The sequence below is a fragment of the Rhodomicrobium sp. R_RK_3 genome (genome assembly GCF_002198715.1).
In the GTDB taxonomy this organism is placed as follows: Bacteria; Pseudomonadota; Alphaproteobacteria; order Rhizobiales; family Rhodomicrobiaceae; genus R-RK-3.
Map to the genome: position 1 here is coordinate 90,253 of NZ_MWLK01000034.1, position 18,300 is coordinate 108,552.

23 protein-coding genes are annotated in these 18,300 nt (G+C 65.7%); 20 read left to right on the forward strand and 3 right to left on the reverse strand.

What is annotated here, in order from left to right:
- Position 1 precedes the first annotated feature (1 nt).
- From urtC to ureG, 17 genes are all read left to right on the forward strand, one after another.
- Entirely contained in the window at positions 2-1,177 is a 1,176-nt protein-coding gene (urtC, locus tag BLEFHOIH_RS21130; RefSeq protein WP_088348017.1) for an urea ABC transporter permease subunit UrtC, read from the forward strand.
- Between the two features lie 4 nt (positions 1,178-1,181).
- Positions 1,182-1,949, forward strand: a complete 768-nt coding sequence (gene urtD, locus BLEFHOIH_RS21135; protein WP_088348018.1) for an urea ABC transporter ATP-binding protein UrtD — start codon at positions 1,182-1,184, stop codon at positions 1,947-1,949.
- Between the two features lie 3 nt (positions 1,950-1,952).
- A complete protein-coding gene (gene urtE / locus BLEFHOIH_RS21140; RefSeq protein ID WP_088348019.1) occupies positions 1,953-2,648 on the forward strand; it encodes an urea ABC transporter ATP-binding subunit UrtE in 696 nt (231 codons plus the stop codon).
- A 214-nt stretch (positions 2,649-2,862) separates the two neighbouring features.
- The gene (locus tag BLEFHOIH_RS21145) at positions 2,863-3,702 is read left to right on the forward strand and encodes an urease accessory protein UreD (protein WP_245297134.1); all 840 of its coding nucleotides are present in this window, start codon (positions 2,863-2,865) and stop codon (positions 3,700-3,702) included.
- A gap of 18 nt (positions 3,703-3,720) precedes the next feature.
- The gene (locus BLEFHOIH_RS21150; protein WP_088348021.1) at positions 3,721-4,023 is read left to right on the forward strand and encodes an urease subunit gamma; all 303 of its coding nucleotides are present in this window, start codon (positions 3,721-3,723) and stop codon (positions 4,021-4,023) included.
- Between the two features lie 194 nt (positions 4,024-4,217).
- A complete protein-coding gene (locus BLEFHOIH_RS21155; protein WP_088348089.1) occupies positions 4,218-4,469 on the forward strand; it encodes a DUF1272 domain-containing protein in 252 nt (83 codons plus the stop codon).
- Positions 4,466-4,777, forward strand: coding sequence for an urease subunit beta (locus BLEFHOIH_RS21160; protein WP_088348022.1), 312 nt, complete (start codon positions 4,466-4,468; stop codon positions 4,775-4,777). Before BLEFHOIH_RS21155 ends, BLEFHOIH_RS21160 begins: the two co-directional genes overlap by 4 nt.
- 42 nt (positions 4,778-4,819) lie before the next feature.
- The gene (locus tag BLEFHOIH_RS21165; RefSeq protein WP_088348023.1) at positions 4,820-5,041 is read left to right on the forward strand and encodes a hypothetical protein; all 222 of its coding nucleotides are present in this window, start codon (positions 4,820-4,822) and stop codon (positions 5,039-5,041) included.
- Between the two features lie 24 nt (positions 5,042-5,065).
- Positions 5,066-5,452 carry a hypothetical protein gene (locus BLEFHOIH_RS21170; RefSeq protein WP_210191774.1) on the forward strand — a complete coding sequence of 129 codons (387 nt, stop codon included), beginning with the start codon at positions 5,066-5,068 and terminating at the stop codon, positions 5,450-5,452.
- A gap of 10 nt (positions 5,453-5,462) precedes the next feature.
- On the forward strand, positions 5,463-6,095 hold the full coding sequence (locus tag BLEFHOIH_RS21175) for a LysE family translocator (protein ID WP_170937310.1): 633 nt from the start codon (positions 5,463-5,465) through the stop codon (positions 6,093-6,095).
- Between the two features lie 96 nt (positions 6,096-6,191).
- Positions 6,192-6,956, forward strand: a complete 765-nt coding sequence (locus BLEFHOIH_RS21180) for a hypothetical protein (protein ID WP_125461844.1) — start codon at positions 6,192-6,194, stop codon at positions 6,954-6,956.
- A 69-nt stretch (positions 6,957-7,025) separates the two neighbouring features.
- Complete coding sequence (ureC, locus tag BLEFHOIH_RS21185) at positions 7,026-8,738, forward strand: urease subunit alpha (protein ID WP_088348026.1); 1,713 nt, start codon at positions 7,026-7,028, stop codon at positions 8,736-8,738.
- A 54-nt stretch (positions 8,739-8,792) separates the two neighbouring features.
- Positions 8,793-9,005 carry a TOBE domain-containing protein gene (locus BLEFHOIH_RS21190; RefSeq protein WP_088348027.1) on the forward strand — a complete coding sequence of 71 codons (213 nt, stop codon included), beginning with the start codon at positions 8,793-8,795 and terminating at the stop codon, positions 9,003-9,005.
- Between the two features lie 218 nt (positions 9,006-9,223).
- The gene (gene ureE, locus BLEFHOIH_RS21195) at positions 9,224-9,727 is read left to right on the forward strand and encodes an urease accessory protein UreE (protein ID WP_088348028.1); all 504 of its coding nucleotides are present in this window, start codon (positions 9,224-9,226) and stop codon (positions 9,725-9,727) included.
- The gene (locus tag BLEFHOIH_RS21200) at positions 9,678-10,412 is read left to right on the forward strand and encodes an urease accessory UreF family protein (protein ID WP_245297125.1); all 735 of its coding nucleotides are present in this window, start codon (positions 9,678-9,680) and stop codon (positions 10,410-10,412) included. The genes ureE and BLEFHOIH_RS21200 overlap by 50 nt, the downstream gene beginning before the upstream one ends.
- On the forward strand, positions 10,409-10,849 hold the full coding sequence (locus BLEFHOIH_RS21205) for a DUF3995 domain-containing protein (protein ID WP_088348029.1): 441 nt from the start codon (positions 10,409-10,411) through the stop codon (positions 10,847-10,849). Before BLEFHOIH_RS21200 ends, BLEFHOIH_RS21205 begins: the two co-directional genes overlap by 4 nt.
- Positions 10,846-11,478 carry an urease accessory protein UreG gene (ureG, locus tag BLEFHOIH_RS21210; RefSeq protein ID WP_088348030.1) on the forward strand — a complete coding sequence of 211 codons (633 nt, stop codon included), beginning with the start codon at positions 10,846-10,848 and terminating at the stop codon, positions 11,476-11,478. The genes BLEFHOIH_RS21205 and ureG overlap by 4 nt, the downstream gene beginning before the upstream one ends.
- Positions 11,479-11,844: 366 nt before the next feature.
- Here ureG and BLEFHOIH_RS21215 read toward each other — a convergent pair whose 3' ends face one another.
- Both BLEFHOIH_RS21215 and BLEFHOIH_RS21220 read right to left on the reverse strand, forming a co-directional pair.
- Positions 11,845-12,333, reverse strand: coding sequence for an SRPBCC domain-containing protein (locus BLEFHOIH_RS21215; protein WP_088348031.1), 489 nt, complete (start codon positions 12,331-12,333; stop codon positions 11,845-11,847).
- Positions 12,330-12,659, reverse strand: a complete 330-nt coding sequence (locus tag BLEFHOIH_RS21220) for a helix-turn-helix domain-containing protein (protein ID WP_088348032.1) — start codon at positions 12,657-12,659, stop codon at positions 12,330-12,332. The genes BLEFHOIH_RS21215 and BLEFHOIH_RS21220 overlap by 4 nt, the downstream gene beginning before the upstream one ends.
- Before the next feature lie 187 nt (positions 12,660-12,846).
- On the opposite strand from BLEFHOIH_RS21220, the gene BLEFHOIH_RS21225 reads away from it, so the two are divergent.
- The 3 genes from BLEFHOIH_RS21225 to BLEFHOIH_RS21235 all read left to right on the forward strand — a co-directional run bounded on the left by BLEFHOIH_RS21225 (position 12,847) and on the right by BLEFHOIH_RS21235 (position 16,355).
- Complete coding sequence (locus tag BLEFHOIH_RS21225; RefSeq protein WP_245297126.1) at positions 12,847-14,082, forward strand: MFS transporter; 1,236 nt, start codon at positions 12,847-12,849, stop codon at positions 14,080-14,082.
- A 187-nt stretch (positions 14,083-14,269) separates the two neighbouring features.
- A complete protein-coding gene (locus tag BLEFHOIH_RS21230) occupies positions 14,270-14,992 on the forward strand; it encodes a DUF1236 domain-containing protein (RefSeq protein WP_088348034.1) in 723 nt (240 codons plus the stop codon).
- A gap of 127 nt (positions 14,993-15,119) precedes the next feature.
- Positions 15,120-16,355 carry a lytic murein transglycosylase gene (locus BLEFHOIH_RS21235; protein WP_088348035.1) on the forward strand — a complete coding sequence of 412 codons (1,236 nt, stop codon included), beginning with the start codon at positions 15,120-15,122 and terminating at the stop codon, positions 16,353-16,355.
- 319 nt (positions 16,356-16,674) lie between these two features.
- On the opposite strand, the gene BLEFHOIH_RS21240 is transcribed toward BLEFHOIH_RS21235, so the two are convergent.
- Complete coding sequence (locus BLEFHOIH_RS21240) at positions 16,675-18,183, reverse strand: Do family serine endopeptidase (RefSeq protein ID WP_088348036.1); 1,509 nt, start codon at positions 18,181-18,183, stop codon at positions 16,675-16,677.
- Between the last annotated feature and the right edge of the window lie 117 nt (positions 18,184-18,300).

Here is an 18,300-nt window from a genome sequence, read left to right on the forward strand (position 1 = left end):
CATGGAAGACGCGCCGCGCCGTACCCCGCTTTTCGGCATCCCGATCGATGGCGGCGGCTGGATTTTCCTCGCCGTCGTGATCGCCGTCACCATCGCCGTGCCGGTCCTGAACCTCGCGACCGAGCCCGGCTCGGCGTTTCACGTGCCGACCTATCTGGTGCCGCTGCTCGGCAAATATCTCTGCTATGCGCTGCTCGCCGTCGCGGTCGATCTGGTCTGGGGCTATTGCGGCATCCTGAGCCTCGGCCACGGCGCCTTCTTCGCGCTCGGCGGCTATGCCATGGGCATGTATCTCATGCGCGAGATCGGCCCGCGCGGCGTCTACGGCAACGCCAACCTGCCCGATTTCATGGTGTTTTTGAACTGGAAGGAGCTGCCCTGGTTCTGGTACGGCTTCGACATCTTCCCCTTCGCCATGCTGATGGTCTTGCTGGTGCCGGGCGTGCTCGCGCTGGTCTTCGGCTGGCTGGCCTTCCGCTCGCGCGTGACGGGCGTCTACCTGTCGATCATCACCCAGGCGCTGACCTTCGCGCTGATGCTGGCCTTCTTCCGCAACAATATGGGCTTTGGCGGCAATAACGGCCTGACCGACTTCAAGGACATTCTCGGTTTCAACCTGCAATCGGACGAAACCCGCGCGGCCCTGTTCATCGCCTCCGGCATCGCCCTGGCGCTCGGCTATCTGGTGTGCCGCTATATCGTGACCTCGAAGCTCGGCCGCGTCGTCGCCGCCATCCGCGACGCCGAAAGCCGGACGCGCTTCCTCGGCTACCGCGTCGAGCATTACAAGCTGTTCGTCTTCGTCGTCTCCGCCGTGCTGGCGGGCATTGCGGGCGCGCTCTACGTGCCGCAGGTCGGCATCATCAATCCGAGCGAATTCTCGCCCGCCAACTCCATCGAGATCGTGGTCTGGGTGGCGCTCGGCGGACGCGGCACGCTGTTCGGCGCGGCGCTCGGCGCGGTGCTGGTGAATTACGGCAAGAGCTATTTCACCGGCGCCTTTCCCGATCTGTGGCTGTTCATCCTCGGCGGGCTGTTCATCTTCGTCACGCTGTTCATGCCCAAGGGCGTCGTCGGCAGCATCCGCGAAGGACTGGCAGGCGGGCGCGGCCTCATCAGCCGGAAACGTGACGAGGCCCCCTCGCCCGGCGCTTTCGCCGGCAGCCCGGGAGAGTGAGCTCATGGAACCAGCGACCGGAAAAATCGTCCCCAATGAAACGCTGCTCTATCTCGACGGCGTCAGCGTCAGCTTCGACGGCTTCAAGGCCCTCAACAATCTCAGCCTCTATGTGACGGCGGGCGAGATGCGCGCCATCATCGGCCCGAACGGCGCAGGGAAAACCACGATGATGGACGTCATCACCGGCAAGACCCGGCCCGATACCGGCGAAGTGCTGTTTCGCGGCGCCATCGACCTCACCCAGCGCGACGAGGCCGACATCGCCCGCCTCGGCATCGGCCGCAAGTTCCAGAAGCCGACGGTGTTCGAGGGCCATACGGTGTTCGAGAATCTCGAGCTGGCGCTGAAATCGCCGCGCGGCATCTTCGATACGCTGTTCGCCAAGCTCAAGGGCGAACAGGCCGCGCGCATCGCCGAAACACTGCAAATCATCGGCCTGGCCGCCGACCAGGGCCGCCCTGCCGGCGCGCTCTCGCACGGCCAGAAGCAATGGCTGGAAATCGGCATGCTGCTGATCCAGGAGCCGGATCTGCTGCTGGTGGACGAGCCCGTCGCCGGCATGACCGACGCCGAGACCGAGCGCACGGCAGAACTCTTGCGCCACATCGCCCAGACCCGCTCCGTCGTCGTCGTCGAGCACGACATGGAATTCGTGCGGGCGCTCGGCGTGCGCGTGACGGTGCTGCACGAGGGGAGCGTGCTGTCGGAAGGCTCGCTCGACAAGGTGCAGAACGACCAGAAAGTCATCGAAGTCTATCTTGGAAGGTAGGGCATGCTAGAAGCGCGCGACGTCGAAGTGTTCTATGGCGCCAGCCAGGCGCTGCGCCGGGTGTCGCTGAAGGCCGAGATCGGCCAGGTGACCTGCGTGCTCGGCCGCAACGGCGTCGGCAAGACGACCTTGATCCGCGCCATGGTCGGCCAGCAGCCGGTCAGGAGCGGGGCCATCCTCTATGACGGCCGCGACATTACCGGCCTGCCGGCCTATGAACGCGCCAGGAGCGGCATCGCCTTCGTGCCGCAGGGGCGGGAGATCTTTCCGCTGCTGACGGTGGAGGAAAACCTCAAATCCGGTTTTGCGGCGATCCCGCGCGCCGCCCGCAAAATCTCGGATGAGATCTTCGAGCTGTTCCCGGTCTTGAAGAACATGCTCGGCCGACGCGGCGGCGATCTCTCCGGCGGCCAGCAGCAGCAGCTCGCCATCGCCCGCGCGCTCATCATGCAGCCGCGCGTCCTCGTCCTCGACGAGCCGACCGAAGGCATCCAGCCCTCGATCATCAAGGACATCGAGCGCGTGATCGCGCTGCTGCGGGATCGTGGTACGATGGCGATCGTGCTGGTCGAGCAATATTTCGACTTCGCCCGCCGCCTTGCCGACCGCTTCGCAGTGCTGGAGCGCGGGCAAGTTGTGCTTGCGGGAACCCGCGAAGATATGGTGGAAAGCGATGTCAGGCGGTATCTGACCGTCTGAGCGAATTCATTGGGTTGAAGACAAAGCCCCCTCACTTACCGGCGTGACGGCCGGAGCCCTTTCCCAGGGAAAGGGCAAGGAGGCACCTCTCGTTTTTTGCCCTCTCCCCTCGAGGGAGAGGGCGGACGCGAAGCGGCCGGGTGAGGGGGAGCCACAAGCCGGGGCCTATCCACGTAAGCGTCGACAAAAAGACGATCGGAGATAAGATTTGACGGTGATCGTGCGGGACCGGGACTTGCAGCGCGTCGACGGTGCGGCGCGCATCGCCGTCAAGGGAGAGCTGCGCCGCGTGGCGATTACCGATCTCTATCAGCGCTCGCCCTGCAAGGTGCTGCTGCCGCGCATCGACGGCCAAGATCTGCGCGAGGCGGTCTTCCTCAACACGACGGGCGGCATTGCGGGCGGCGACCGGCTGCGCTTCGAGGTCTCGGCCAGCGGCGACGCGACCTTCACGGCGACCACCCAGACCGCCGAGCGCGTCTACCGCGCCATCGACGCGGCCGGACGGGTCGAGACACGCATCGAGGCGCGCGATGCCGCGACGCTCGAATGGCTGCCGCAGGAAACCATTCTGTTCGACCGCGGACGGCTGCATCGCAGCACGGAAGTCCGCTTAAGCCATAGTGCCCGGCTGATCGCCATGGACTGGCTGCTGCTCGGCCGTAGCGCCTCGGGCGAGACCGTGCGAAGCGGCGCGTTTCGCGACAATTGGCGCGTCTTTCGCGACGGTCGGCTGGTCTGGGCCGACGCCCTGCGCCTCGATGGCGACATTGCCGGACTCGCGTCGCGCGCAGCGCTGCTCGGCGGTCACACGGCCATCGCCACCATCCTTTACGGCGCCGCCGACGCGGCCGGCCAGCTCGACCGCGCCCGCGACCTGCTCGCGCGCCCCGGCTGCAAAGCCGGCGCAACCGTCGTCAACGGGCTGATGATCTGCCGCTTCGCGGCGAAGGCCGCCGCCGAGCTTCGGGCCGCGGTCAGTGATTTCTTGCGCGCCTTTCGTGACGGGCTGGACGGCTTCGCCGCGCCGCTGCCCCGCGTCTGGGCGTGCTGACATTGCGGGAGAGAGACCATGAATCTGACGCCACGGGAGAAGGACAAGCTGATGATCGCGGTCGCCGCGATGGTGGCGCGGGGGCGGCTCGCGCGCGGCGTCAAGCTGAACTACCCTGAAAGCGTCGCGCTGATCACCGACTTCGTCATGGAAGGCGCCCGCGACGGCCGCGCCGTCGCCGATCTGATGGCCGATGGGGCGAAGGTCGTCAGCCGCGATCAGGTCATGGTCGGGATCGCCGAGATGATCCACGAAGTCCAGGTCGAAGCGACGTTCCCCGACGGGACGAAGCTTGTCACCGTGCATCATCCGATCCGCTAGGAGGTCGAACTTGAGAACCAACCTTATTCGCAATCCCCGCGAAGGCGGGGATCCAGTACGCTGCCGCGGGTGAGGTTGGGCAGAGTGCCAATTTAGACTTTGTGATTACTGGATTCCCGCCTTCGCGGGAATTTCGACAGAGAGAAATGGCGGACGGATGACAGGTAAATCCCAAACCGCTCTTGGAGACGCCGATGCTTGAACTCCGTCCATCCTGCGAATGCTGCGACCGGGACCTGCCGCCATCCTCGCCGGATGCGCGCATCTGCACCTACGAATGCACCTTCTGCGCCGATTGCGTGGAGACGCGGCTCGCCGGCGGCCTCTGTCCCAATTGCGGCGGCGAGTTGGTGCGCCGCCCCGTCCGCCCAGACGCGATGCTGCAAAAACATCCCGCCTCGACCCGGCGCGTTCTCAAACCCGAAGGCTGCGGAGCCCCCACATGATCCCAGGCGAAATTTTTACGGCCGATGGCGACATCGAGTTGAATGCCGGCCGTCCCTCGATCACGCTGACCGTCGCCAATACCGGTGACCGTCCGGTGCAGGTCGGCAGCCATTATCATTTCTACGAAACCAACGGCGCGCTGAGCTTCGACCGCGAGGCCGCGCGCGGCATGCGCCTCGACATCGCGGCGGGGACGGCGGTGCGCTTCGAGCCCGGCCAGACGCGCGATATCCAACTGGTTCCCTATGCCGGGGCGCGCGAAATTTACGGCTTCAACCAACGGGTTATGGGCAGGCTTGACCCCTAAAGCGATCCGTGTTCATGTTCACCTCCCGTTCTGGAGGAGAAGATGTATACGGGTTATTGGATTGTTAATAATCGAATCTACGGCCCCCGAACACAGGGCCAATATTGGATTGACAAGGGCTGGATTTATGGTCCGAAGAATTCCGGCAAATACTGGATCGAAGCTGGCCGCATTCTCGGCCCGAAGCAGAATCAGGAATATTGGGTGGAGGACGGCTATATTTATGGTCCGTCCGCACAGCTTCCATTCATGTCGGGAGAATGATCTGACTTTGGCGGGCGGGCGCTGATGTCCGCCCGCCTCTTCCCCACGCACCGGGTGATGTGGCTGCCGCTCGGCTATCCATGGCGCCCGGCATTGGCGCGCGTGACGCATTGTTGCCAGCGCATGGCGATGGCGCTGGAATTCACCTGCACCCAGCACGCCGACCCGATGGACTGCCCCGACACGGCGCTGATCTATCACGAGCCCTTCGACGAATACGGCATCCCGATCCGCGACGGCGGCACGGGCTATCTGCTGATCGACAACTGCCCCTGGTGCGGCACCCGCCTGCCCGCCTCGCAGCGCGACCGCTGGTTCGACGAACTGGAGGCCGCCGGCCTCGACGAGAGCGACGCCGATGCGCTCCCCGCCGCCTATCTCACCGCGGAATGGCGCAGCCGGCGAGCATAAGAGGAAAATCATGGATTTTGCCGCCGTTCTGGCGTTCGCGCTCACCACCTTCGTCATCGACATCACCCCCGGACCGGCCGTGCTGAAGGTGACGGGCGACGCGATGGGCAATGGCTGGCGGCCCGCGCAATTGGGCATCATCGGCATCCTCGCCGCCAACGCCATCTATGTCATGGCGGCGGCGCTCGGGCTTGCCGGACTTTTCCTCGCCTTCCCCGCGCTGTTCGACGTGGTCAAATGGGCCGGCGTCGCTTATCTGGCCTGGATCGGCATCGGCGAAATCGTGAGCGCGTGGCGCGCCTCGGAGACGGAACTGCGCACCCGCCCGGCGGCGACGCCGACGCAGCTATTCCGGTCGAGCTTCGTCATGCAGATCGGCAATCCGAAAGCCCTGCTCTATTACTGCGCCATCCTGCCGGCCTTCGCCGCTCTGACCAGTGCTCCGGCCTTCTGGATCGTCGCGCTCGGCTTCACGGGCCTGTTCACGGAATATGCGGTGCTGTTCATCTACAGCCTGCTCGGCAGCCGCCTTGGCCGTTTCGCCACGCGCGCGTCGGTCAAGCGGGTCATCGACGCCCTGGCCGGCATGCTGCTGATCGGCGCGGCGGCGATGATCGCCCGCACCTCCCTCCAGAGCCGCTGAGGTCGCGCCATGCCGCCAGACATCGCCAGCGCGGCCTGCATCGGAGCTTACGGCCGGGATGACAATTGCGCGGGCGGCGGGCATAGAGTGAATGCCATGAGAGCCCCGACCGAGCCCTATTCACCCCGCCCGCGCCGCGCCACGGACGCCAAGCCGGTCGCCGTCCGCAAAAACCTCGGCCTCTTGGGCGATGGCGATGAAATGTACCTCCTCGCCGATATCGAACGCAGCTTCGGCGTCAGGCTGACCGACGCCGATCTGCGCAACGTGCGCAGTCTCGGCGACCTGGACGATGCGATCTGGCGTCGGCTCGGCAGGATCTATGCCGGGAATACGCGCTGCATGGCCGCCATGGCCTTCTATGCCCTGCGCCGCACGCTGAAGACCGGCAACCCCGATTTCCGCATTACCCCGGCAACCCCGCTCAAAGCCTTCGACATGCCGCCGAAGGTGCTGGCATCCGCCCTTGAAAAACGCGAGGGCCTGCAAATGCGCTTCGACATCGGTTGGCTGGCGTGGATCGGCTGGCTGGCGCAATTCGGCTGGATTATCCTGCTCTGGACGCTGATTTCCGGCCCCTTCGATTGGGCGCTGCCTTCGATCCTTGCCGTCATCCTCGGCATCGCGGCGATGGGCGTGGACCGAGGCGCTTATGCGCGCGGCGATCGAGTCGGCGATCTCGCGATGCGGCTATCGCGCCAGAATTTCGCGGCGTTCGCGGCGAAGGGCGGCCGGGTCGACCGGACCGGCGCCTGGACCGCCCTGCGCCAGCTCGCCGCCGATCTGCAAAAACTTCCCCCAGATGAAATCGGGCGCGACACATTGCTGATTGGCAAGCCGCGCTGGTTCTCGCGAGAATAAATCCCTCCGATGCAAGCCTTTACTGCCAAGAGTCCCCGGACATCCCACCATAGCCGTTGAGGTTCTCCCATGCCGACCAAAATCTCCCGCGCGGCCTATGCCGGAATGTATGGCCCGACCACCGGCGACAAGATCCGCCTCGCCGACACCGATCTCATCATCGAGGTCGAGGAAGACCGCACCCTCTACGGCGAGGAGGTGAAATTCGGCGGCGGCAAGGTCATCCGCGACGGCATGGGGCAGAGCCAGAAATCGCGGGCCGAGGGCGCGGTCGACACCGTCATCACCAACGCGCTGATCCTGGATCATTGGGGCATCGTCAAAGCCGATATCGGCATTCTGGACGGCCGCATCGCCGCCATCGGCAAGGCCGGCAATCCGGACGTGCAGCCTGGCGTTGACATCATCATAGGGCCGGGCACCGAAATCATCGCGGGCGAGGGCAAGATCGTCACGGCGGGCGGCGTCGATGTGCATATCCACATGATCTGCCCTCAGCAGATCGAGGAGGCGCTGTTTTCCGGCGTCACCACCATGATGGGCGGCGGCACCGGCCCGGCGGCGGGCACCAGCGCCACCACCTGCACGCCCGGCCCCTGGCATATCGAGCGCATGCTGCAATCCATCGAAGCCTTCCCGATGAATATCGGTTTGTTCGGCAAGGGCAATGCCAGCCAGCCGAAGGCGCTCATCGAGCAGATCGAGGCAGGCGTGTGCGGGCTCAAGCTGCACGAGGACTGGGGCACCACGCCGGCGACCATCGATTGCTGCCTGTCGGTCGCCGACGACATGGACATCCAGGTCGCCATCCACACCGACACGCTGAACGAGTCCGGCTTCGTCGAGAACACGCTGGCCGCCTTCAAGGGCCGCACCATCCACGCCTTCCACACCGAGGGCGCGGGCGGCGGCCATGCGCCGGACATCATCAAGCTGTGCGGGGAGGCGCATGTCATCCCCTCGTCCACCAACCCGACACGCCCCTATACGGTGAACACGCTGGACGAGCATCTCGACATGCTCATGGTCTGCCATCATCTGGACCCGCGCATCCCCGAGGACGTCGCCTTCGCCGAGAGCCGCATCCGCAAGGAGACCATTGCGGCGGAGGACATTCTGCACGATGTCGGCGCCTTCTCGATCATCTCCTCCGACAGCCAGGCCATGGGCCGCGTCGGCGAAGTGGTGATCCGCACCTGGCAGACCGCCGACAAGATGAAGAAGCAGTTCGGTGCGCTCGAAAAGGAGAAGGGCGGCAACGACAATCTGCGCGCCAAGCGCTATATCGCGAAATATACGATCAACCCCGCCATCGCACAGGGGATTTCGGAGTATGTCGGCTCGGTCGAAGTCGGCAAGCTGGCCGATCTGGTGATCTGGTCGCCGGCCTTTTTCGGGGTGAAGCCGGCCGTGGTGATGAAGTCCGGCACCATCGCCGCCGCCATCATGGGCGACCCCAACGCCTCGATCCCGACGCCGCAGCCGGAATATCTGCGGCCGATGTTCGGCGCGTTCGGCCGGTCGCTGACGGCGAGTTCGGTCGTGTTCACCAGTCAGGCCGCGATGGAGCGCGACATTGCCGGACGCTACGGGCTGTCGAAGACTCTGCTGGCGGTGCGCAATACGCGCGGCGGCATCGGCAAGCGCTCGATGGTGCACAACAATCTGACGCCGGTGATCGAGGTCGATCCGGAGACCTACGAAGTGCGCGCCAACGGCAACATCCTCACTTGTGAGCCCGCCAAGGTGCTGGCCATGGCGCAGCGCTATTTTATGTACTGATCGGACGCGAATGCTGGCAGATTGCGGTGCAGCAACAACAAAAAGGAGCCAGCCATGCTGCACGGAGCCCGCAACGACATCCCGGCCAAGATCCTCTCCATCAAGCGCGGCGGCGTGATGTGCCAGGTCGAGGTCAAGCTGGAGGGGACCGAGTATCACATGACCTCGGTGATGACGAATGACTCGCTGGACGCTCTCGGCGTGAAGGAAGGCGACAAGGTGCATGTGGTGGCGAAGGCGGTGAACGTGCTGCTGATGCGGGAGTAACAATTCTCGAAATCCCCGCGAAAGCGGGGATCCAGTAGTCACAAACTCGAAATTCGCGGTCTGCCTGACCTGGCGTGCTGCGGCGTACTGGATCCCCGCTTTCGCGGGGATTTCGGTAGCGAATGAGATGCCTCAGCGAGCCCAAATCCGTCGAAGGGCGGCTTTGAAAAGCCGGAATTAACTTGATAAACGAAGCGTTGCGTAATCCGGAGCGAGTGATGCGAGCGATTGACTATCTGCCGAAGGGCGAATGGCCGGACCAGACCGGCACCGACAGCCTGCTGCTGGATTTCGACGCCCGCCACCGCCGCCGCATCAGCCTGACCACCGTCGCCGGCGCTGAAATCCTGCTCGACCTGCCGAAGGCCGTCGCGATGGCGGATGGCGGCGGCCTCCGGCTCGAAGACGGTAGCTGGCTACGCGTCAAGGCCGCGCCCGAGCCGCTGCTCGAAGTCACCGCCGCCGATGCCGCACGGCTCGCCCGCGTCGCATGGCATCTGGGCAATCGCCATCTGCCCGCCGAGATCACCGGCGGCGCCATCCGCATCCGGCCGGACCACGTCATCGAGGCGATGCTTATGCAGCTCGGCGCGGCGGTGGCGCATATCGAAGCCCCCTTCCAGCCGGAAGGCGGCGCCTATGGCGGCCAAGGCCAGACGGCGAGCCATTCGCATGGCCACAGCCACGGCCATCATCATCACCACGGTGATCATGAGCATTGACGCCGTAAAACTGCTGCGGCTGCAAAGCTGGCTGTCGCCCGCCTTTCCGACCGGCGCCTTCAGCTATTCGCACGCGCTGGAATGGGCCGTCGAGGACGGCACGGTCACGGACCGCGCCGCGCTGGTCGACTGGCTCGACGCCGATATCCGCCACGGCTCCGGACGCAGCGACGCCATCCTGCTCGCCTGCGCCCACCGCGCCCTCGCCTTGCCCGGCCTCGACGACTTCCTCGCCGTCGCCGAACTGGCCGGCGCCCTGCGCGCGACCTCCGAATTCGCGCTCGAAGCCGGCCAGCAGGGCACCGCTTTCCTCTCCACCATCCGCAAAGCCTGGCCCGGCGCCGCGCTCGACGCCGCCGCGACCGCCCTCGCCGCCCGCCGGATCACGCCTGCCCTTCCCATCGCGACGGCCATCGCCTGCGCCGCCCACGCCATCCCGCTGAGCCTCGCCCTGCCCGCCTATCTGCACGCTACGGCGGCCAATCTCGTCAACGCCGCCGTCCGGCTCGTGCCGCTCGGCCAGACCGACGGCCAGATCGCCATCGCCGCGCTGGAGCCCGCCATCATCGACACCGCGCGCGAGGCCGAAGCCGCGAGGCTCGACGAGATCGGCTCGGCCGCCTTCACGATCGACATCGCCTCGATGCGGCATGAGACCCAATATACGAGGCTGTTCCGCTCATGAGTTTCGTCGCCGCCACGCTGACCGTCATCCTCGCCGCCATCGCCGCGCTGCACGCCTATTGGGCGCTCGGCGGGCTCTGGCCCGGCCGCGACCAGACCGAGCTCGCCCGCACCGTCGTCGGCAATGTCGGCGTCACCCATATGCCACCCGCGAGCCTCACCGCGATCGTCGCGGCCTTGATCGCCGCTGTCGCCGCATGGCCGCTGCTGATCGCGCCGCTTTTGCGCCTCGTGTTGCCGCATGTCGTCATCGCCGCCGCGACCATCCTGATCGGCGCGGTGTTCATGCTGCGCGGCCTGCTCGGCTATAGCGAGGCCATGCGCCGCCGCCACGCGGCCGAGCCTTTCGCCACCTATAACCGGCTCTATTATTCGCCGCTGTGCCTGGCTTTGGGCGGCGGTTTTCTCATCCTGGCATCGAGTGGAGGCATGGCATGAGCACGCCGCAGCATGGCCCTTTGCGCATCGGCATTGGCGGCCCGGTCGGATCGGGCAAGACGGCGCTGGTCGAGGCGCTATGCAAGCGCATGCGCGGCGCCTACGACCTCTTCGTCATCACCAACGACATCTACACCAAGGAGGATCAGCAGATCCTCACCCGCGCCGGGGCGCTGGCGCAAGAGCGGATCATGGGCGTCGAGACCGGCGGCTGCCCGCACACCGCGATCCGCGAGGATGCTTCGATCAACCTCGTCGCCCTGGATGAGATGAACGCAAAATTCCCGGCGGCGGAGTTGTGCCTGATCGAATCCGGCGGCGACAATCTGGCCGCCACCTTCAGCCCGGAGCTGGCCGACCTGACGCTCTACGTCATCGACGTGGCGGCGGGCGAGAAAATCCCGCGCAAGGGCGGGCCGGGCATCACGCGGTCGGACTTGCTCATCATCAACAAGATCGACCTCGCCCCACTGGTTGGCGCGGACCTGGGCGTGATGGAGAGCGATACGAAACGGATGCGCGGCGAGCGGCCTTTCGTGTTCACGAATCTCAAGCTTGGGACGGGTTTGGACGAGGTCGTGAAGTTCATCGTGAAAGCGGGTGGTTTGGAGCAGAAGCCGCTTGGCTGAGCGCACGGCTCCGCTCCCCCGGTCGCCCGACGGCGCCCGCCCTCTCCCGCAAGGAGACCTATTGCAAAACTCCGCAATTTATTCCGTCGCCCCGGCCGTAAGAGCCGGGGCCCACTCGCCTCTCCACTTGCCGCCGCGATAGCGGACATATGATTGGGTCCCGGCTCGGCCTGACGGCCTTCCGGGACGACGAGGGGAGAGTTCGTACGATACGCAAATGTCTCCGCGAGGTAAGAGGGCAAGGACGGCCCTCTCGTTTCTGCCCTCTCCCGCGTGTCGTGAGCCTTTATGGCGAACGACCGAGTAAGACTCGGGAGAGGGCTCCCCGCCCCAAGGCGGGTGGGTGAGGGGCCTCCTATTTGAACCCTACATGCGCGAGCCGGTCTCCAGCAGCGACTTGAGATCGCTGAGCACCCACGGCCAGCCGCCGCCGCCCTGGGCCGGATCGCCCTGGCCCGCGACCATGCGCGCAACGATAGGCGCGCCCGTGACATCGTGGATGATGCTCACCGTGCAGATGCCGCTGGGGTGCTCCAGGATTTCATAGGTCAGGCGCGTCGGCTTCTCCGCGGCGCTGTCGGCGTCCCAGACCGGATGCCAGGTCTGCACCAGCTTCCTCGGCGGATCGCTCTCGATGACCTCGCCGAGGATGATCTCGCCGACCAGGCCCACGGCCTCCATCTCCGCGCTTGCCTTGTGGGCATAACGCCCGCCCGATTTCAACTCATAGGCAGCGCGGCCGCCATAGCCGTAGCGCTCGGTCCATTCGGGCTTGGTGATCGCGTCCCAGATCGCCTGGGCGCTGGCCTTGATGACGATCTTGTGGACCTGGGTGGTCTCGGCCTTCTCCGTCATGATGGGTCTTCCTTGTTTTCGAGCTCGGCTTTCAGCGCCAGCAGCGCTTCCACCTCGCGTTCCCGGTATTTGTCGATCCACCGGTCGTGAATCATCCGGATCGGCACCGCGTTCAGAAAATGCAGCTTCTCCCGGCCGGACCGGCGGGTGACGACGAGACCGGCGTCCTCAAGGATCTTCAAATGCTTCATGACGCCGAAGCGAGTCATCGCGAGCCCGGACTCCAGCTCCTTCAGCGTGCGGCCGTCACGCTGGAAGAGGAGGTCCAAGAGGAAGCGACGCGTCTTGTCGGCAAGCGCCTTGAAAATGAGGTCGTCGTCTGTCACGCGCCGGAGAATAGGTGACTATATGGTCACCTGTCAAGCGCCGGGTGGAACCGGCGCCGCCAGGATGGGTTGTCGAGGACCGGCGTGCCGCTCAGTAAAAATTAGCGCGCGGCCAGTAAGCTGACCGCTCCGACCGATGCCTCGACGCGAGAGATGCCGAGCGTTCCCCGATAGGCGAGACCGATCCATGGGCCAGAGCCTCGTAGCGCTCAACGCGCTCAACTTCTTCATGGCGGACGTGCGCGACGGGCTTGGGCCGTTTCTCGGCGTCTTCCTGCAGCAGAACGGCTGGTCGCCGGCCCATATCGGCCTCGTCACCACGCTCGGGGGCCTCGCGGGCGTCGCCGCGACCACGCCGCTCGGCATGCTCGTCGACACCACCAGCGCCAAGCGCGCCATCGTCATCCTCTCGGCCTGCGCGGTGATTCTCGCCTGCTCGCTGAACTACATCCTGCCCTATTTCGGCATCACCGCCGCCGCGCAGATGGCCTCGGGCATCGCCGGGGCCGCCATAGGACCGGCCATCGCCGCCATCACGCTCGGCCTCGTGCGCCAAAAAGGCTTTCCCCGCCAGCTCGGCCGTAACGAAGCCTACAATCACGCCGGCAACGCCTTCGCCGCCATCCTGTGCGGTATCCTCGGCTATATGTTCGGCCTCGTCGCGGTGTTCGTGCTGATGGGCTTGATGGCGCTCGGCTCGATCGTCGCCACGCTGTGGATCGATCCCAATGACATCGACAATGACGCCGCGCGCGGGCTGAAGGAGCAAACGGGAGAGGCCGAGGAGGCCCCTTCCAGCTTCCTGGTGCTGCTGCAATCGAAGCCGCTGATCGTTCTCGCCTTGACCCTGCTGCTGTTCCACCTCGCCAACGCCGCCATGCTGCCGATTCTCGGCCAGGCGATGGTCGCGCGGGGCAGCGCCGGCGATCCGAGCGCCTATACCGCCGCCACCGTCATCATCGCGCAAATGACCATGATCCCGATGGCGTTGCTTGCCTCGCGGCTGGCGCAGACGCGGGGCTATTGGATCGTCTTTGTGCTGGCGCTGGTCGCGCTGCCGATCCGCGGGCTGATCGCGGGGACCATCGTCGACCAATGGGTGCTGGTGCCGGTGCAGGTGCTGGACGGCGTCGGCGCGGGGCTGCTCGGCGTCGCCGTGCCGGGGCTGGTCGCGCGGATCCTGAACGGCACCGGGCGCATCAATTCAGGGCTCGCCGCCGTGATGACCATGCAGGGCGTCGGCGCCGCGTCGAGCCCGGCGCTGGCGGGGCTGATCGCCGAGGATATCGGCTATTGGGCGGCGTTCCTGGCGATGGGCGCGATCGCGGCGGCCGCGCTCGCCTTGTGGCTGCTGGCGACGCCGATCATCGGCGCGGCCTGTGCCGGCGGCGATGCGCCAGACGAAGCCCTCGCGCCCGCTTGAATTCCGCAAATTTTCCCGCAAAGCGGCGGCTGAAACAAAGCGTTAGCTTTGCCACGGCCGATGCATCGCGCCGTAAGGCCAGACTGCATCGAATACCCGCCCGGCAATAAGCACGGAGGCGGGGAACAAATATTTCCACGTCACGTTTACCGCACGGAGAATACTAACATTAAACGTTGAGGAAATTATGAGTATTACAATCAAGGGCACTGTTTCGGCAGCGGCGTTGCTGATAGCCGTGTCCGCCGCGCAGGCGCAGTCGGACCGGATGCAGAACGAAGGCCGCCAAGGCGGCGGCCAGGAACAGAATAACCGTGGCGGCGAGAGCCAGCCGCGCGGCAATGCCGAGCGCGGCGGCGACAAGCAGCCGGATCGTGGCCAGAGCGGCGACAACCGCGGCGGCGAGCGCGCCCAGCAGGGCGGCGCCGAATGGCCGCAGCAGGGCGGCAACGACCGCGCTGAACAGCGTGGCGGTGACCGGCCTCAGCAGGGCCAGGCCCAGGACAAGCGCGAGGACCGCAGCGCCCAGGACAAGAACGGCCGCGACGACCGCAAGGGACCGGCCGCGCAGGACCGCAATGACGGCCCGGCCCAGACCGGCCGTCAGGATCGCGCCGATGGCGACGGCAAGCGCGGCAAGTCCCGCGTCAGCATCACCGCCGAGCAGAAGCCGCGTTTCCGCGACGCCATGAAGCGCAATACGAGCATCAAGCGCTACCATCGCTCGGACGTGCATTTCAGCATCAATCTCGGCTCGCGCATCCCGGACACTTTCGTGTTCTACGACGCGCCCTCCGAGTTCTATGACATCGACCCGGATTTCCGGCAATACAAGGTGATCGTGCTCGACGATGTCGTCCTGATCGTCGATCCCGACACGCGAGAAATCGTCGACGTCATCGCAATTTAGCGATGGCGCGGTAGCCGCGCGATCCAGGCCGTTTCATGGCCCGGATCGCGCGCTGCTTCGCATTGTCTCGCCCGCCTTGCCAAAATACCCATTGGCATTTCCGGCCATGACGCGCTAAACGGGGCGGATGGCTGAACCGATCGCACGCCGCTCATTCATCGCCGCCGCATTCGGCGCGGTGGCGGCCGGGGCCCTCAGCGGCCCCCTGCTCGCGCAGACCTCATCGCTCAAATTCCCGCAATGGGTGGAAAAATTCCGCGCCCGCGCCCGTGCGCGCGGCATCTCGGACGCTGTCTATGACCGCGTCATGGGTGATATCAGGCCGGACACCTCCGTCTACGCGCTCGACCGGGCGCAGCCGGAGTTCAACGAAAAGCCGTGGCAATATCTGAACCGGCGCGTCTCCGACTGGCGCATTTCGACCGGCAAGGAGCGGGCGCGCGAATATGCGCCGCTGCTGGCGCGGATCGAGAAAAAATACGGCGTCGACCGCAATATCATGCTCGGCCTATGGGGCATGGAATCGGCTTTCGGCGAAGTCGTCTTCAATCCCAAGCATATGCGGCCGGTAATCCCGGCGCTTTCGGCGCTCGCCTGGGGCGACCCGCGCCGCCGCTCCTATTGGGAGCAGGAATTGCTGAACGCGCTCACCATCATCCAGCGCGGCTGGTCGACCCCGAAGGAGATGGTCGGCTCCTGGGCGGGCGCCATGGGGCACACGCAATGGATGCCGGAAGTCTGGCTGAACATGGGCGTCGATTTCAATGGCGACGGCCGCATCTCGCCCTTTGGCGCGCCGGACGACGCCCTGGCGGGAACGGCGCAATATCTGGTGAAGCGGGGCGACTACCGGCCGGGCGAAGGCTGGGGCTACGAAGTGACGCTGCCGGACAGGGTCAGCCCGCGCACCGCCGGAATGCGGACAATCGCCGCCTGGCGCAAGCTCGGAGTGGAGCGGGCGAATGAGAAGCCGTTTCCGCGCTCCGGAGAGAAGGCGCGGCTCTGGCAGCCGATGCCGAAGGGGCCGGTGCTGCTCGTCACGCAGAATTTCCAGGCGGTGAAGTCCTACAATCCGTCGAACCTTTACGCGCTGGCCATCGTCCTGCTCGGCGACCGGATCGGCGGCGAGGGGCCGCTGATCGGCAAATTCCCCGGCGGGGAGCGACCGCTGACGCTCTCCGAAATGCAGGAAGTGCAGCGCCGCCTAACGGCCGCCGGCTACGATACCGGCGGTGCCGATGGCCGCGTCGGCCAGGACACGATGCGGGCTGTCGCCGCGTTCCAGGCCAAAGTCGGCATCAAGCCGGCCGACGGCTATGCCGGGCTGAAAGTGCTGGCCAAGCTGCGCGAGGGCGGCGTTTAGGACGAGCCGCGATCATCGGCTTTTTCGGGTTTCGTCATCCCCGCGAAAGCGGGTACCCGGTAAAGGGCAAAGCTTGCCGTTGGGCATCACCCTAACCGCAATTGCTGCGGCGTACTGGATGACACGTTTGTCTTCGGGTAACCCGCTTATGGCGCACCCCTCCACGATCCGCAGCCGGACTCCCTCTCCCGTGGGAGAGGGCGGGGGGTGAGGGGTTCGTGAGCGAGCCGTTGAATCCGCAACCCCTCACCCGCGCGCCACCCTCTCCCCTTGGAGAGGGTTGGGCTGCGGCAAGGGCGCCGCGTTGCTTCCGACGGCCCTATCGATCCCCGATCGCGACCGCCACGAAGCTGAGTTCGCCCTGGCCGTCGGAGACGGTCAGCAGGGCGCTCTTGCGCTTCAGCTTGCGCAGCGCGTCGAGGCGGGCGTTGATCTCGGCGGGCGATTGCACCTTTTCATGGGTGACCTCGACCACGACGTCGCCGACCTTGACCTCCTTCTCCGCCACCGGGCTCTCCGGATCGACCTCGGTGATGACCACGCCCGTTACGTTGCGGTCGATGCCGAAGCGGGAGCGCAGCTCGTCGGTGATGTTGGAGAAAGTCAGGCCGAGCGAGGATTTTTTCTGCGGCACGGGGCTTTCGTTCTTCTCGGGCTTGGCGCTGGCCGGCTTGGCTTCCTCCTCCAGGCGTCCGACCTTGACCTTCAGGGTGATCCGCTCGCCCTTGCGCAGCACCACCAGATCGGCCTGCTTGTCGATCGGGGTCAGCGAAACCAGCTTGGGCAATTGCCGCATCGCGGTGACGTCCTGGCCGTCGAAGCTCAGAATGATGTCGCCGACCTGCACGCCGGCCGCCGCCGCCGGGCCGTCCGGCGTAACCGAGGCCACCAGCGCGCCGCCCGAGCCGGTGAGGCCGACGCTTTCGGCGATCTCCTCATTCACGCTCTGGATGCGCACGCCGAGCCAGCCGCGCCGCGTCTCGCCATATTGCTTGAGCTGGCCGATCACCTGCGAGGCGGTGCTGGAGGGGACGGCGAAACCGATGCCGATGGAGCCGCCGGTCGGCGAGATGATGGCCGTGTTGATGCCGACGACCTCGCCTTCCATGTTGAACAGGGGGCCGCCCGAATTGCCGCGGTTGATGGCGGCGTCGGTCTGCAGGAATTCGTCATAGAGGCCGGACTGGATGTCGCGGCGCGTGGCGGAAATCACGCCAACCGTCAGCGTGCCGCCGAGGCCGAACGGATTGCCGATCGCCATCACCCAGTCGCCGACCCGCATCTTGGTGCTGTCGCCGAAGGAGACAGCCGGCAGCGGCGAGGTCGGCTCGACGCGCAGCAGCGCAAGGTCGGTCTTGGTGTCGCGGCCGACGACTTCAGCCACTTTCAGCTTGGTGCCGTCGGTCAGGATGACGGTGATTTCGTCGGCGCCTTCGATGACGTGGTTGTTGGTGACGACGAGCCCCTTCGGATCGATGATGAAGCCGGAGCCGAGCGAGTTGGCGCGCTGGCCGCCGCCGCGATCCTCCTTGTCGAAGAAATCCTCGAAGAACTCCTCGAAGGGCGAGCCTTTCGGCACTTCGGGGACCGGAATCTCCCGGCTGTCCTTGAGCTTTTGCGTCGTGGAGATGTTGACGACCGCGCTTTGCAGCTTCGCCGCGATGTCGGCGACCGAGGCGGGGCCGCGCGTCTGGGCGAGCATGGGACCGGCGGGCGCCGCGATCAGGCTGGCTCCGACCAGGGCGGCAAGTCCGGCGGCGCGCCAGAGGCGAAGGCCCGTTCGCGCCGGAGTGAGGCGCCCGATGCGCAGAGGAGAAGCTCTCGTCATCTATCAGTCCTATTGTTCGGCCCCTCAACGCCCTTGAAGGCGGCCCGGGCTCAACTGACCTGTCAGGCTACGAAAAGATCGCCGCCTTTGGAGAGGCGATTATGAGGCATTTCGCCT